This window comes from Pseudidiomarina tainanensis (assembly GCF_900115255.1).
Classification (GTDB): Bacteria; Pseudomonadota; Gammaproteobacteria; order Enterobacterales; family Alteromonadaceae; genus Pseudidiomarina; species Pseudidiomarina tainanensis.
In genome coordinates this window covers 334,757-350,298 of record NZ_FOYU01000001.1, presented here as the reverse complement: position 1 = coordinate 350,298, position 15,542 = coordinate 334,757, and the positions used below count along the sequence as shown (strand labels likewise).

Sequence of the window (15,542 nt, the reverse complement as noted above, 5' to 3'; positions counted from 1 at the left end):
CGGGAGCAATTAGAAGGTGTAGCGCACACCAACCATTGCGACAGTCGGATCAATTTCTACAGCGACAGTTTCAATCGTTGTCCCATTCAAACGTACGTCTGCATCGGTATCGATATCCATTTTCGATACCATAAAGTGTACGCCCCACTTGTCAGTCAATTTCCAGTTCACGCCAGCTTGCAATGCATAACCGAAGCTATCAGACAACGCGAGATCAACGTGGTCATCAGCGGTTGCAACGCCCAACGCACCTAGAGTAGAAACCAACTGGTTTGATACCTTGTCTTCAAAGAACGTGGTGTAGTTCAAACCTAGACCAACGAACGGCTTCACATTGTCAGAACCGATATCAAAGTGGTACTGTGCTAACAACGTTGGTGGCAAGTGCTTCGTTTCACCAATTTTCATTCCCGCAAGCACACCAGTGCCATGAATTTCATGGCTAAACGGTGTTGCTGCAACTAATTCCAACGTCCAGTTATCTGTCATTTTGTAGTCAATGGTGATACCAAGTTGGGTGTTGTTATCAACGGTTACCCCAGTACTTCCATTCTCAAATCCAGCAATGGACTCCACCACTGGCAGGTTTGAGCTACTATCATTTGGCATCACACCGATTGCGCCAACGTTCACGCTAAAGGTATCTGCATAAGCAGGCGCACCGGCCACGGCCGCAAGTAAACTACAAACTAATAATGACTTTTTCATACAGCTCTCCTTAGTAATTTCCGCACATTTTATAAGGTCACTGCTGGAATAAATTGATCGCGATCAATAAATGTAACCACAAGAAAATCAGGGGTATTTGCACACCAAACAAATACCACCAAGGTGGTATGAGGAGGGGTGCACACCTAGGACTGCCCCCCTCTTTTCTGTATAATCAGAAAAAATTACCGGAGAAAAACTATATGAAACTGACGATTGATATCAGCAAATACCCATTAGCTGAAAATTACAAAGATCCAATTCGTGAATTTATCGATGAATTAGCGAAATATCCTAATCTGCATATTCTTACCAATACGCTAAGCACTCAAGTGTTTGGTGATTACGATGACGTGATGGAAGCCATACAAGCCTGTATAAAATGGTCGTTCAAAAAATACGGCAAAGTTGTATTTGTATGTAAGTTCCTGCATGGCGATCTTCGCCCGGAATAAGTGGGGTGCAGTCCAAGGACTGCACCCCACCTCTCCCCCATGTTAAACTGAACGCAGTAACTCGCTATAAAGGTTTACGGCATGCCATTTCGTCCTGAGCACAGCTATCAAGATTTATCTGAACAGTTATTTGCTCCATGCAAAGCTACATCTGTGCAAGCACCGCAATGGCTCGCATTTAATGAAGAGTTAGCGAAGCAGTTGCAAATACCTCAAGAGTTATGGGCGACGGAAAAGGGCTTGCAAATATTTTCCGGTAATCAAACACCCGAATGGGCAACTCCTGCGGCGCTGGCCTACGCTGGCCATCAGTTTGCCAACTTTGTGCCACAACTTGGCGATGGCCGAGCCTTACTGCTCACTGAAGTGATAGCCAATAACCAGCAACGTTACGATATTCAGCTTAAGGGATCAGGCCGAACGCCTTATTCTCGCGGTGGTGACGGTCGCTCGCCGATGGGCCCGGTCATCCGCGAATATTTAGTGAGCGAAGCCATGCATAAGCTCAACGTACCGACGACCCGTGCATTGGCAGCAGTAGCAACCGGCGAGTGGGTGCAACGCGACACGGCACAACCTGGTGCCATTCTCACACGCGTTGCCAAAAGTCACCTGCGAGTTGGCACGGCGCAGTATGTGCTGCATCTGAGAGACTACAACTTACTCAAAAGCTTTGCTGATTACGTGATTGACCGTCATTATCCAGCGCTAAAAGATGCTGCGACACCCTATTTAGATTTACTTGAACACGTGCAAAACAAACAAGCACAACTCATCGCCAAGTGGATGAGCCTTGGTTTTATCCACGGCGTGATGAACACCGACAATATGACACTAAGCGGCGAAACCATCGATTACGGCCCATGTGCGTTCATGGAAGCCTATGATCCGGCAACTAAATTTAGCTTCATTGATAAACGCGGTCGGTATGCCTACCACAACCAACCTGCAATTGGCTTGTGGAATATCGCTCGATTTGCAGAAACATTACTGCCGCTAATAGATGACGATCCTGACAAAGCGGTCGCGCAAGCTACCGCGACGATTGAAACATTTCAAACCACCTACGAAGACTATTATTGGAAAGAAATGAGCCGTAAGATCGGCGTGAACGACCCAACCATCGCAAAACCTCTTGTCGAACGCTATTTGAACCTGATGCAAGCACAGCAAGTCGACTTTACCCAAGCGTTTCGCTTCTTGGGTGATGCCACGCCTGAGCGCGCACAACAATTATTCGAAAATAGCGATTCATGGCAGATCTGGTTTAATGACTGGCAAGCACATGCTGACCGCAGCGATATCCACCAAGTGAATCCGGCATATATCCCGCGTAATCACTTAATAGAATTAGCCATTCAAGCAGCAGCCAATGACGGTGACTTAACCATTTTCAACCGCTTACAACGCATGCTTGCCGACCCCTTCACTGAACGCACTGAGTTTAAGGACTGGTTTGAACCAGCTAAATCCGAACAAGCGATCACGCAAACGTTTTGTGGCACTTAAGCCCTAATTTATTGGTAAGTTTAGAAACAATTCAATATAGTTAACAGGGATGCAAAAATAACAATAAAGGATTTTAACCTATGTCAGACTTCAATCACGAATCATCGTCAGTGAATAACGTTGCTGTAGCGCAACTTGCAGCCAACAAACAATACACCCAAATTATCTATATCTTGCAGCTGGTATCTTTGATATTCGGGATCACGTCAATTATTGGTGTAGTGATGAACTATGTGAAATTGAGTGAGGTACGTGGCACTTTTCTTGAATCGCATTTCCGCTGGCAAATCCGCACGTTTTGGTTTGTTTTACTGTGGACTATTATTGGCGGAATTTTAACGATGGTTGGTATCGGTATCTTAATACTTCTGGCGGTGGCTGTTTGGTATATCTACCGCGCCATAAAAGGCTTAAATGCTTTGAGTGCAAATCGTCCGATGTACGTCTAAAACGATTAGACCTTGAAGTGCAGGCTATTCCTGCACTTCACCATCTAAGTAATACCAACGATTATTTTCGCGGATGAAATGCGACTGTTCTTCCATCACGCCAATATCGTCATCAATTTGAAAGTAGGCTTTGAAATGCACATAACCGCGGTTACCGTGTGTACCCGTGGCAATTAATTGTAGCTGTAACCATTGTGGATTGTCGTCTAACGAAAATCCCGGTGGTAAGGTACTTGGGTGCCAGCTTGCTGCGACGTAATAGGCTAAACCGCGCGCATATGCGCTATAACGTGAACGCATCAGCTCTTCAGGTGTGCGTGGTAACGACTTCCCTAAATGAAACCGTTCGCAACACTTGGCGTACTTTCCGCCGCCGCATGGGCACTTTTTACCGAGTGGCTTATTCATACGGCCACCCTTTTTTATGCGTGCTACTCACGTTCGATGGTTTATGCCTTGAACGAGAGCCTGATCGCTGTCCCCGTGCGTTGGGTCGTTGCTCGCCACCCACACTCGGCGGTCGTTGCGGTTTCGGTCGACGGCTCTTATGCCCTTCCGGAGCCAAGCCACTAGAATGCTGAATCGAGGCCATGAGTTCAGCGAGCTCGCGCTCGGTTAAGTTACGCCACTGCCCTACCTGCAAAGCACCTAAGCGAACATTCATGATCCGCGTGCGTTCTAGCTTTCGAACTTCATAACCAAAGTGCTCGCACATCCGACGAATCTGACGATTCATACCTTCAATGAGCGTTAAACGAAATACGAATGTCGACAGTTGCTCTACTTTACAACGCTTCGTCATGGTGCCAAGAATCGGAACGCCACTAGCCATGCCACGAATAAAATCAGATGTAATAGGACGGTGAACCGTGACCACATACTCTTTCTCGTGCTTATTACCAGCACGTAAAATCTTATTCACCAAATCGCCATTGCTGGTTAAGAAAATCAGACCTTGTGAGTCTTTATCTAGACGCCCGATCGGGAAAATCCGTTCTTTATGACCAACAAACTTCTGAATGTTGTTACGCTCGGCTGAATCTGTTGTACTCACCACACCGACCGGCTTATTCAGTGCAATAAACACAAACTTTTCTTTATTCTGCGCTGCTACCAAACGTCCATTGACTCGAACTTCGTCGCCAGCACCAACTTTATCGCCAACCACCGCTCTGCGGCCATTCAAAGTGACTTGCCCTTGCTCAATGAATCGATCCGCTTCACGACGCGAACACATGCCGCTTTCGCTAATGAACTTGTTCAGGCGAACGGCTTCGCGTTGCTGAGGTTGGTTTGGCTGCATGGCTTTAAAATCACCTTGATAGACTGAATTTACCTGCGCAGTTTATCAGAATGTAAGACAAATCATGAAACAAAAGACGATATTGGTCGCTAGCATTTTCACTCTCATGGTGTATATTTACACCACAGCCAGCATTAAAGAGAGTCCTTAAAAATGACCCGACAAAGTATTACGTTAACTGAGCAAAACGATCAATGGCTGCGCGAACACGTTGATGTAACCGGCGAATATGCGAGTAAGAGTGAATTAATTAACGATTTAATTCGTCGTGCGCGTCGAGCGGAAGCGATTAATTATAAACTTCAACAAGCCGAAACAAGCGGATTTACCGAGCAATCGGCAGATGAAATTTTAAATGAGTTTAAGCAGGCACTGAGAAAATAGCGGATGGCTTCATACAAGCTATCCAATGCGGCCAAAGAAGATCTACGGCGAATTTACGCATATGGCCTGTCAACTTTTGGTGAACAAGCTGCCGATGATTATTTCTATAAATTTTTCGAGACCTTCGAACGTATCGCCGAGATTCCTTTTCAGTTTCCGGCTGTTAATGAAGTTCGTCAGGGTTATCGGCGCGGCGTATGTGGTGTTGATAGCATCTATTACCGCATCAACGAATCGAAGGATAATGGAACGATAGTAGAAATCATCGCCATCCTTGGCGGTCAAGATTTAGAAACGTGGCTCTAGTCTTGTGGAACGCGCACCCAACCTTCCATGAGTACACGGGCACTGCGGCTCATAATCGCCTTCGTAACCGTCCATTCACTGTTCACTTGCTTGGCTTCAGCGCCAACGCGCAAAGTGCCGGATGGATGACCAAATACCACTTGGTTACGATCACCGCCGCCAGCGGCTAAGTTGACCAAAGTGCCGGGAACCGCTGCCGCCGTAGCGATTGCCACCGCTGCTGTGCCCATCATCGCGTGGTGTAATTTGCCCATCGACATCGCGCGGACTAACACATCAATGTCGCTCGCATTAATGGCTTTGCCGCTTGATGAGACATAGTCCGCTGGAGGCGCAACAAATGCGATTTTCGGCGTATGCTGGCGTGACGCTGCTTCATCAATAGATGAAATCAAGCCCATTTTCAGCGCACCATGCGCTCGCAGAGTTTCAAACTTCAATAGCGCATCGGCATTTTCATTTATCGCGCCCTGAAGCTCGGTACCGGTGTAGCCAATATCCGCTGCATTTACAAAAATAGTCGGAATACCGGCATTAATGAAAGTGGCTTGTAACCTACCAAAGCCAGGAACTTCAAATTCATCGACCACGTTTCCGGTTGGGAACATAGAGCCACCCTTTCCGTTCTCTTGAGCGTCTTCATCCGACGCTGGGTCCATAAATTCAACTTGTACCTCAGCCGCAGGAAACGTCACACCGTCAAGCTCGAAGTCGCCGGTTTCTTGCACTTCACCGTTGGTAATTGGTACGTGTGCAATAATGGTTTTCTGAATATTGGCTTGCCAAATGCGCACGACGCATGTGCCGTTGTCTGGAATCCGCGAAGCATCGACCAAGCCATTGCTGATTGCAAATGAGCCTACCGCCGCTGTTAAGTTGCCGCAGTTACCGCTCCAATCAATAAATGGCTTATCAATTGATACTTGGCCGAACAAATAATCAACATCGTGATCAGCACGAGAACTACGCGACAAGATCACAGTTTTACTGGTGCTTGATGTCGCGCCGCCCATGCCATCAGTGTGTTTACCATACGGATCAGGGCTACCAATGACTCGTAACAGAAGCTTATCGCGAGCCGGGCCTGGCGTCTGTGCCGCTAAAGGCAAATCGTCGAGCTTAAAAAACACCCCTTTCGAGGTGCCGCCACGCATATACGTGGCGGCAATTTTTAACTGTGGAGGAAATGCCATGTGTTTACACCTCTCCCGCTAAGAAGTCTTGTGCAAAGCGTTGTAATACACCGCCGGCAGAGTATATCGACACTTCTTCTGCGGTATCTAAACGACACTTGGTTGGCACTTTCACGGTGTCACCGTTGGCGCGATGAATCACTAGAGTCATCACAGCACCGGGCTTCACATCACCCTCAACATCAAAGGTTTCGGTACCATCAATATTCAAGGTTTTACGCGTGGTACCTGCTTCAAATTCAAGAGGTAATACGCCCATACCAATCAAGTTGGTACGGTGAATGCGCTCGAAACCTTCAGCGACAATGCATTCAACACCCGCGAGACGAACACCTTTGGCTGCCCAGTCTCGCGATGACCCTTGGCCATAGTCTGCACCAGCAACAATAATCAACGGCTGCTTACGCTCCATGTAGGTTTCAATTGCTTCCCACATGCGCATGACTTTGCCTTCTGGCTCAACACGAGCCAAAGAACCTTGAATCACCTCACCGTTATCATCCAATACCATTTCGTTGAACAGTTTCGGGTTGGCAAAGGTCGCACGTTGCGCGGTCAAATGATCACCACGGTGTGTCGCATAGCTGTTGAAATCCTCTTCTGGTAAGCCCATTTTCGCCAGATATTCACCAGCGGCGCTGTCGGCCAAAATCGCGTTCGACGGCGACAGGTGATCGGTGGTGATGTTGTCACCAAGCACCGCTAACGGACGCAACCCCTTCAAGCTATTTGCTGAAGCGAATGAGCCTTCCCAATAGGGTGGACGACGAATATAGGTACTCTGCGGACGCCAGTTATATAACGGATCGGTTTTCTCGCCGTAATCAACATCGATACTAAACATCGGGTCATACACCGTGCGGAATTGCTCCGGTTTCACCGCTTGCTTCACAATCGCATCGATTTCTTCATCGCTTGGCCAGATATCTTTTAATGTGACTGGGTTACCGTCATGGTCAAAGCCCAACACGTCTTTTTCGATATCAAAACGAATAGTACCTGCGATGGCGTACGCAACTACCAACGGCGGTGATGCCAAGAATGCTTGTTTCGCATACGGATGAATCCGACCATCGAAGTTACGGTTACCCGAGAGTACTGCCGTCGAGAACAGATCACGTTCAATAATTTCTTTCTGGATTTTCGGGTCTAACGCGCCACTCATCCCGTTACAGGTGGTACACGCAAAACCAACCACACCAAAGCCCAAATTTTCTAGCTCAGGTAGCAAATTGGCATCTTCAAGATACATTTTCACCGTCTTCGAGCCCGGCGCCAGCGAGGTTTTCACCCACGGCTTACGGGTTAAACCGAGTTTATTCGCGTTACGGGCAATCAAACCAGCTGCAATCATGTTGCGCGGGTTACTGGTGTTAGTACAGCTGGTGATAGCTGCAATGATCACTGCACCGTCTGGCATGAGACCGTTCTCTGGTTGCTCAATATGCTTTGCAATGCCTCGCGAGCTCAGTTCAGCCGCTGGTAATAACGCGTGCGGATTTGAAGGTCCAGCTAAGTTACGTTCAACTTTTGACAAATCAAACGTCAATACGCGCTCATATTGAGCACCTTTCATGCTGTCAGCCCACAACCCGGTGTGCTTCGCAAATTTCTCAACAAGCTCAACTTGTTTGTCATCGCGACCTGTGAGTTTCAGGTAATCCGTGGTTTGCGAATCAATATAGAACATCGCCGCGGTTGCGCCGTATTCTGGTGTCATATTTGAAATCGTTGCACGGTCACCAACTGATAGAGCATCGGCGCCCTCACCATAAAACTCTAAATAAGCACCGACCACGCGCTCTTTACGCAAGAAATGCGTAATCGCTAGGACTAAATCAGTACCGGTTATGCCCGGTTTTAATTTACCAGTTAATTCAACACCAATAATATCTGGCAGACGCATATATGAGGCGCGGCCAAGCATCACGCTTTCAGCTTCCAAACCGCCAACACCGACAGAGATAACGCCCAGCGCATCAACCATTGGGGTATGACTATCGGTACCTACACAGGTATCAGGGAATGCGACGTTGTCACGTACTTGCACCACCGGAGACATTTTCTCGAGGTTGATTTGATGCATGATGCCGTTACCCGGCGGAATCACATCCACGTTTTTGAATGCAGTCTTGGTCCAATTGATGAAATGGAAACGGTCGTCGTTACGACGGTCTTCAATTTCACGGTTCTTCTCAAATGCATCTTTTTCAAAGCCTGCATGCTCAACCGCTAACGAGTGGTCCACAATCAACTGAGTTGGCACTACTGGGTTTACTTTGGCCGGGTCGCCGCCTTTCGCAGCAATGGCATCACGTAAACCAGCCAAATCAACTAATGCTGTTTGACCAAGAATGTCATGACAAACGACGCGAGCTGGGTACCATGGAAAGTCTAAATCGCGTTTGCGCTCAACAATTTGCGTTAAACAAGCTGTCAAATCTTCCGGATTGCAGCGACGCACTAACTGTTCAGCTAAAATTTTTGAGGTGTATGGCAGGCCGTCATAAGCGCCTGGCTTAATCGCTTCTACCGCGGCACGTGTATCGTAATACTGTAGCGTAGTGCCCGGGAGCGGTTTACGAAATTCGGTATTCATGGCTATGCCCCTTCATTAACATCAGTGTTTTCATTCGGAAAGCCAAAAAGAGGCACCGAAGTGCCTCTTTTTCATCTGCTTAGCGGTCTTCCAAAGCAGATACTGGACGTGGCGCTGGGCCAGTATAGTCGGCACTCGGACGAATAATACGGTTATTCGCGCGTTGCTCTTTCACGTGCGCAGTCCAGCCGGTTACGCGTGACATAACGAAAATTGGCGTGAATAACTTCGTTGGAATGCCCATGTAGTGATAAGCCGAAGCGTGGAAAAAGTCAGCGTTCGGGAATAATTTTTTCTCGCGCCACATGACTTCTTCACAACGAACCGATACATCGTACAAACGGCTGTCACCAAACTCTTTCGAGAGTTTCTCAGACCATTCTTTGATGATGTCGTTACGTGGGTCGAACTCACGATAAATGGCGTGACCAAAGCCCATAATCTTTTCTTTACGCTCAAGCATGCCCATCAGAGTCTTTTCAGCATCGTCAGCGTCTTTCATGTTCTCAATCAATTCCATGGCTGCTTCGTTCGCACCACCATGCAATGGGCCACGCAGTGAACCAATGGCGCCTGTGACACATGAGAAAATATCTGACAAGGTTGACGCACAAACACGTGCTGTGAAGGTTGATGCATTAAACTCGTGTTCTGCATACAGAATCAATGAGGTATTCATCACGTCGGTGTGCAGTTTCGACGGCGCCTTGTCATGTAATAAGTGCAAGAAATGCGCGCCAATTGAATCGTCATCTGTTTGCGTTTCAATACGCTTGCCTTCATGGCTAAAACGATACCAGTACAGCAAAATGCTTGGGAAAGCCGCCAACATGCGCTCAATCTTTGCGTCCGCTTGGTTGAAGTCTTCTTCTGGCTCAATGTTACCTAAGAATGAACAACCAGTGCGCATAACATCCATCGGGTGTGCGTCAGCTGGAATACGCTCAAGCACATCTTTAAGCTCTTGTGGCAAGCCACGCTGCTTCTTCAGGCGAGCTTTGTATTCAGCCAGTTGTTCTTTGGTTGGCAACTCGCCCTGTGATAGTAAGTAAGCCACTTCTTCAAAGCTCACTTTGTCAGCTAATTCTTTAATGTCATAGCCATAATAGGTTAGGCCTGAACCGCTTTTGCCAACGGTACATAGTGCTGTTTCGCCTGCTACTTGTCCGCGCAAACCCGCGCCCGTCAATTTCTTATCAACCATCTCTCACTCCTTATTTTGAAAATCTAAGGCGATATTAGCAATTGGATATTAGATATTAGTGTCCCGTGTTTTCTAATATCCAATATCTATTATCTAATAGCGCTTTGGTTTTTATTTTTTGAATAACTGATCGAGCTTGTCTTCGAACGCATGATAATTTAAGAAGTCATACAACTCCGCGCGCGTTTGCATGCTATCGACAACATCTTTCTGATGGCCGTTTGCCAAAATACTCTCGTAGACATTGAGTGCTGCTTTATTCATGGCACGGAAAGCGCTCAGCGGATACAACACTAACTCGATGCCAACTTCCGCTAATTCGTCTTTGCTAAATAATGGCGTGGCACCAAACTCGGTAATATTCGCAAGTACTGGTACATCTAGCGCCTTGGTGAACGCTTGGTAGTGCTCAAGCGTATGGACCGCTTCAGCAAAAATAGCATCAGCGCCAGCTTCCACACACGCTTGTGCACGTTCAATAGCAGCCTCCAAACCTTCTTGTTGGAAGGCATCGGTACGCGCCATAATGAAGAATTGATCGTCAATACGCGCATCAACGGCTGCTTTTACGCGATCAACCATTTCTGCCTGCGAGACAATTTCTTTGTTCGGACGGTGTCCACAGCGTTTCTGCGCAACTTGGTCCTCAATATGGAAGCCTGCAGCGCCAGCACGCGTCATTTCTTTAACGGTACGAGCAATATTGAACGCCCCGCCCCAGCCGGTGTCTGCATCCACTAGTAGCGGCACATCGGTTGCGCCCGTAATACGGCGAATATCTTCGCACACGTCGTTCAGTGACGTCATGCCTAAATCTGGCAAGCCAAACGATGCGTTGGCAACGCCTGCACCCGACAAGTATAGCGCTTGGTGGCCAACACGCTCCGCCATCATTGCCGTATACGCATTAATGGTACCAACAATTTGTAATGGTTTATTGTCGGTAATCGCTTGGCGGAATTTTGCGCCCGCACTGTGAGTTTGTGTCATGTTACTTCCCCAATTGTTGCAGTTTCAATTCGATGTTGCCGCGCGAGGCGGCAATGTGACGACGCATCAAAAGATCCGCCAACTCGCCATCGCGATTGGCAATGGCGTTAATAATAGCTTTATGCTCATCAAAGGCACGTGAAACACGCGGGCCATTCATCCCCAACTGCACGCGGTACATACGCACAAGAAAATAGAGCTCATCGCACAGCATATTAATCAAATATGGATTTTTACTGCCGATAATGATGCGGTAATGAAAATCTAAATCGCCGGCTTCTTGATAGTAGCTTTCGCCTTCGCGAACCCGCTGAGTGTTTAAATGTTGGTCAAGCAAACCGCGTAACTGTTCAATTTCTTGCTCATCCATATTTTCTGCCGCGAGTCGACATGCGAGCCCTTCGAGTTCCTCCCGAATTTGATACAACGCACGTAACCCTTCCGTAGATAATTTCACCACGCGTGCACCAGCGTTCGGGATACGTTCGATCAAGTGACAGCGCTCAAGTCGCGCCATGGCTTCGCGCAATGGGGCTCGACTCACGTTGAATTTACGCGCCAATTCTGGCTCGCTAATCTTACTGCCTGATGCTATTTCGCCTTCAACTATCGTCCGCTGCATCTCGAGTAAGAGTCGATCGGATGAAGTGACAGGCGAGCGCCATAATGGACTTTGTGGTGAATCGGTCATGATTGTCGACATATTTTATGAGTTGAACGAATGATACGCTCATTAACAGCCAATTCCAAGTGGAACACAAAACTTATTGTCGACAATTTATTTTTTTGAACGGTCTGCTATATTTTCCCGTAGTATGTTGATACAAACGACAATACCTACGAGAAATCGATAATAAAAAGAGCAACAAGAAAAATATGGAATTATTCTTCGATTTTGGGCAGGCGACACAACCTATTATTTTCGGCCGTCATAATTTATTTCTCGTCTTTTTATCTTATGCTGTTGCCCTGCTCGGCGCCTACACGTCTTTATTAACACTGACTCGCGCTGGTTCTTACAAACAAACCACCTTTCGTCATGTGTGGCTCATTGTCAGCGCCGTGATTGCTGGCTTGGCTGTTTGGAGTATGCATTTTATTGGCATGCTGGCATTCGAAATACCGTTAGAAATTTCTCATCAGGTCGACTTAACTTTGTTGTCGGTCATTCCAGCAATTATCGCCAATTGGTTTGCGCTGAAAACGCAAGTTGCTGAAAAAGCCCCTTATACGGCACCACTTTCATTAACAGTGGTTGCCGGTATGGTTTTGGGGTTAGGCATTGGCACTATGCATTATGTTGGCATGGCGGCAATGCAGTTTAATGGCACGTTACTTTATGATCAGGGATGGTTTGTTGTTTCAATAGCGGTCGCGTTGGGCCTTGGTGTCATTGCCATGCTGGCATACCGAGTGATGAATCGCTGGTCACGAAAAACGCCCGTATCGCGTTTGTTAAGTCGCATCGTATCTGCCGCCTTAATCGCTCTCGCAATTAGCGGGATGCATTACACTGCGATGTTTGCAGCACGATTTTATGGTGTTGTTGACGTCAATGGTCAACATCAGCACGACCATTGGCTCGCTTATTTCATTGGAATTTGCGCGGTCGTCGCCATTCTAGTTGCTGTATTTGGTACCTTTGTCGATAAACGTTTGTACGCCCAAGCTAAATCGCAAAAAGAAGCGCGTTCAATCATTCATAATCTCGCAACACGCGATAGTTTAACCGGTCTGGCCAATCGGCAAATGCTGATTGAGCAATTAGAAACCATTGATCATGCCACGTATGCGCTAGCAATTTTCGATCTCGACAAGTTCAAAGCGCTTAACAATAACTTTGGAGCAAGTAATGGTGATTTGGTATTGCAAGAAGTCGCCGATCGATTACAGCAACATTTGAGTCAATTGACCGATAAAAAAACTTTCATTGCTCGCTTAGCCGGAAATGAATTTGCTGTCGTGCTACCGTGCTCGATGCACGCTGATGATCATCGTTCAAAAGTTGAGACATTCGCACTCATCAAAGCCATCCAGTCGCGACTTGAGCAACCATACAAGTTGGGGCATTTTACTCATCTGCTCACAGTATCCGTTGGAATCACCCGTTTCGACAAACAGAGTTTACCCGACTCTATTCTTGGCGAGGCCGGCTTAGCCTTGGCGTATGCGAAGTTGAATCATCATCACAGTGGTGTTGAGGTTTTCCATGCAAACATGGCTGAACAAGCAAAGCAACGAGCGAAGCTCGAAAAAGATTTACGCAGTGCTCTGACACGGAATGAGTTGCAGCTGTTCGTGCAACCTCAGGTAAATCAGCATGAGGACATCGTCGGCGCTGAAGCTTTGTTGCGTTGGCATCATCCCGAACAAGGTTGGGTCTCCCCGGCTGAATTCATTCCAATCGCTGAAGAGTCAGGTCTAATCATCGAAATCGGTGATTGGATTATTCAACAAGCCTGCGTGATTTTACAATCCTGGAGCAAATCCCCAGAGACAGCATCCATCACACTCGCCATTAATGTCAGTGGTCGACAATTTCAACAGCCTGATTTTGTCGACAAACTCAATCAAGCATTACAACGTAATGCCATTGATGCATCGCGTCTCAAACTTGAGATCACAGAGAGCCTGATGCTGCATGATATTGAAATTGTCGCAGAAAAAATGCGTCAGCTTACAAAATTTGGCGTGCAATTCGCTATCGATGATTTCGGTACGGGTTACTCGTCACTCTTATATTTGGCGGAATTACCATTTGAGACACTCAAGATTGATGTGCAGTTCGTACGCGATATGCTTCATCAGAAATCAACAGCGACGATTGTTCAGGCCATCATACAATTGGCACAAAGCTTAAAACTCTCGGTCATTGCTGAGGGTGTTGAAGAACCTGAACAACGTCAATTTTTAACCCAATTGGGTTGTTACATCTATCAAGGTTATTTATTCGGCCGCCCCGTTTCTGTAAATGAGTTCAATCAAGCATTTAAACATGTTAGAACACCGTAATCTTAAATTGGTGTTGTTTATCATATTTTACGGTATACCCGACTGCACGACTCACTTCGTTATTCAAATAAGCATCTTGTAAGGTCACCTTCGCTGAACACAACACTTCGCCAGTTGCGAAGTTGGTTCGCAATGTGGTGATCCCCATCGATTTAAACTCAACGTGTCCAGGCAATTGGGTCATAACAAACTGACGGATTTCGCGTTTCGCTAACGCCGCATCACATGAAGGACTAAGATCACTGCATCCTGCCATTAAACAGCAGCTGCCACTTAAAATAACACAACGAATGGTGTTCAAACCTACCCCTTCACATGCAACTCATATAAAAGGAATCCCTTCCTGACCACCTTTCCCTGAAGTATCTATCGGGAGATAGATAACATTTAAAAAACATTTAAATATGTCGATTGACTTTGAATAGAATAGAAAGCTCTGCAGCGAAAGGCAATATAACATTCGCTAATTCGCTTGATTTATCTGGTGGAGGGATCCCTACTGCGTCGGTACTTCCGATTTGAGTTGCTTGGTGCTCGGAGTAAAGTCATTGTGCTGAAACACATCATTGAGAATAGATTGTTCCATGAAGCTACGCATTCCGGACTTGCATGGGAACCGAACGATAAGGTGAATTTCGCCTGCCGCTGGAACCGAGATGGTTACACGTGGATCAGCTGATGGAACATCAATGCCACGGTGATCACTCATGCGTTGCATATACCGTCGAGCTTGCTCAACATAGTCGGCACAATGGCGATTAGCAGATTCAAGCAGCGCTTGCTGTGCCGCATGCCAATTATCTTCGCGTTTAAACGGTACGGTAAAAACATGCAGCACAAAATCATGCGTGTAACTCTCGTTCACGACCGGCTCAGAGACAAACAACGAGTTTGGAATGGCTATCATACGTCCCGTACGCTGATGCGAAAATTTGCCCGGCCCTACCTCTAAAATAGTTGTCGTTAACAAATTTTGGTCAATCACATCACCGCGAAAATCTTTGATTTGAATTCTATCGCCAATGCTAAAAGCGCTACCGCCCGATTTTACTAAGCTCCCGGTCAAACACATAATGAGCTCTTTGGTCGCCACCACAAAAGCTACGGCGATGGCAACAATTCCTAATGCGAGCGTACGTAGTTCTTCGGCCCAAATGAGCATCAGCCCGACAACCATGAGTAGTAATAACGCATTACGAGTTTGAACAAACCAACGACGGCGCAAATCGGTCGAGCGAACGCTCTTACGAATGAATTTTGACAAGATCGCACGGATAATGACTATCGCTGTCACCAGTATCAAGGTGGCGATAACCGGCCGCAATAATTGTTCCGAAAACTGAAATTCGTTAAACAAATTTGTCAATGTATCCGTATACATAACATACCTAATTAGTTTTTATTTTTTATGACGGATATCTTACACCAGT

16 protein-coding genes are annotated in these 15,542 nt (G+C 46.8%); 6 read left to right on the top strand and 10 right to left on the bottom strand.

The window, feature by feature from the left end:
* Positions 1-9: 9 nt before the first annotated feature.
* On the bottom strand, positions 10-708 hold the full coding sequence (locus BM292_RS01610; protein WP_092854645.1) for an OmpW/AlkL family protein: 699 nt from the start codon (positions 706-708) through the stop codon (positions 10-12).
* A 203-nt stretch (positions 709-911) separates the two neighbouring features.
* Here BM292_RS01610 and BM292_RS01605 point away from each other — a divergent pair, with 203 nt between their 5' ends.
* The 3 genes from BM292_RS01605 (at position 912) to BM292_RS01595 (ending at position 3,121) form a co-directional block, all read left to right on the top strand.
* Positions 912-1,163, top strand: coding sequence for a hypothetical protein (locus BM292_RS01605; protein WP_092854643.1), 252 nt, complete (start codon positions 912-914; stop codon positions 1,161-1,163).
* A gap of 81 nt (positions 1,164-1,244) precedes the next feature.
* Positions 1,245-2,672: a protein adenylyltransferase SelO gene (locus BM292_RS01600; RefSeq protein ID WP_092854641.1), complete on the top strand. Its 1,428-nt coding sequence runs from the start codon at positions 1,245-1,247 to the stop codon at positions 2,670-2,672.
* An 80-nt stretch (positions 2,673-2,752) separates the two neighbouring features.
* Positions 2,753-3,121, top strand: coding sequence for a DUF4870 family protein (locus BM292_RS01595; protein ID WP_233340208.1), 369 nt, complete (start codon positions 2,753-2,755; stop codon positions 3,119-3,121).
* A 24-nt stretch (positions 3,122-3,145) separates the two neighbouring features.
* On the opposite strand, the gene BM292_RS01590 is transcribed toward BM292_RS01595, so the two are convergent.
* Together BM292_RS01590 and rluF are read right to left on the bottom strand one after the other, a co-directional pair.
* Positions 3,146-3,529 (bottom strand): YchJ family protein, encoded by a 384-nt coding sequence (locus BM292_RS01590; protein WP_092854639.1) that lies wholly within the window; start codon positions 3,527-3,529, stop codon positions 3,146-3,148.
* The gene (gene rluF, locus BM292_RS01585) at positions 3,522-4,424 is read right to left on the bottom strand and encodes a 23S rRNA pseudouridine(2604) synthase RluF (RefSeq protein ID WP_092854637.1); all 903 of its coding nucleotides are present in this window, start codon (positions 4,422-4,424) and stop codon (positions 3,522-3,524) included. The genes BM292_RS01590 and rluF overlap by 8 nt, the downstream gene beginning before the upstream one ends.
* Before the next feature lie 153 nt (positions 4,425-4,577).
* Between rluF and BM292_RS01580 the strand changes: the two genes are divergently transcribed.
* Positions 4,578-4,808 carry a ribbon-helix-helix domain-containing protein gene (locus tag BM292_RS01580; protein ID WP_092854635.1) on the top strand — a complete coding sequence of 77 codons (231 nt, stop codon included), beginning with the start codon at positions 4,578-4,580 and terminating at the stop codon, positions 4,806-4,808.
* A gap of 3 nt (positions 4,809-4,811) precedes the next feature.
* Positions 4,812-5,114, top strand: a complete 303-nt coding sequence (locus tag BM292_RS01575) for a type II toxin-antitoxin system RelE/ParE family toxin (RefSeq protein ID WP_092854633.1) — start codon at positions 4,812-4,814, stop codon at positions 5,112-5,114.
* Here the strand turns inward: BM292_RS01575 and prpF are convergent.
* The 5 genes from prpF to BM292_RS01550 all read right to left on the bottom strand — a co-directional run bounded on the left by prpF (position 5,111) and on the right by BM292_RS01550 (position 11,791).
* Positions 5,111-6,307, bottom strand: a complete 1,197-nt coding sequence (gene prpF / locus BM292_RS01570) for a 2-methylaconitate cis-trans isomerase PrpF (RefSeq protein ID WP_092854631.1) — start codon at positions 6,305-6,307, stop codon at positions 5,111-5,113. The two genes, BM292_RS01575 and prpF, sit on opposite strands and share 4 nt — an antisense overlap.
* 4 nt (positions 6,308-6,311) lie before the next feature.
* Positions 6,312-8,906 carry a Fe/S-dependent 2-methylisocitrate dehydratase AcnD gene (gene acnD / locus BM292_RS01565; protein ID WP_092854629.1) on the bottom strand — a complete coding sequence of 865 codons (2,595 nt, stop codon included), beginning with the start codon at positions 8,904-8,906 and terminating at the stop codon, positions 6,312-6,314.
* A gap of 79 nt (positions 8,907-8,985) precedes the next feature.
* Entirely contained in the window at positions 8,986-10,110 is a 1,125-nt protein-coding gene (gene prpC, locus BM292_RS01560; RefSeq protein WP_092854626.1) for a bifunctional 2-methylcitrate synthase/citrate synthase, read from the bottom strand.
* A gap of 111 nt (positions 10,111-10,221) precedes the next feature.
* A complete protein-coding gene (gene prpB, locus BM292_RS01555) occupies positions 10,222-11,100 on the bottom strand; it encodes a methylisocitrate lyase (RefSeq protein WP_092854624.1) in 879 nt (292 codons plus the stop codon).
* A 1-nt stretch (position 11,101) separates the two neighbouring features.
* Positions 11,102-11,791: a GntR family transcriptional regulator gene (locus BM292_RS01550; protein ID WP_092856831.1), complete on the bottom strand. Its 690-nt coding sequence runs from the start codon at positions 11,789-11,791 to the stop codon at positions 11,102-11,104.
* Positions 11,792-11,976: 185 nt separating this feature from the next.
* On the opposite strand from BM292_RS01550, the gene BM292_RS01545 reads away from it, so the two are divergent.
* Entirely contained in the window at positions 11,977-14,112 is a 2,136-nt protein-coding gene (locus BM292_RS01545; RefSeq protein ID WP_092854622.1) for a putative bifunctional diguanylate cyclase/phosphodiesterase, read from the top strand.
* Here BM292_RS01545 and BM292_RS01540 read toward each other — a convergent pair.
* Together BM292_RS01540 and BM292_RS01535 are read right to left on the bottom strand one after the other, a co-directional pair.
* A complete protein-coding gene (locus BM292_RS01540; protein WP_143434059.1) occupies positions 14,099-14,368 on the bottom strand; it encodes a hypothetical protein in 270 nt (89 codons plus the stop codon). The genes BM292_RS01545 and BM292_RS01540 overlap by 14 nt on opposite strands.
* 240 nt (positions 14,369-14,608) lie before the next feature.
* A complete protein-coding gene (locus BM292_RS01535; RefSeq protein WP_092854618.1) occupies positions 14,609-15,493 on the bottom strand; it encodes a mechanosensitive ion channel domain-containing protein in 885 nt (294 codons plus the stop codon).
* Between the last annotated feature and the right edge of the window lie 49 nt (positions 15,494-15,542).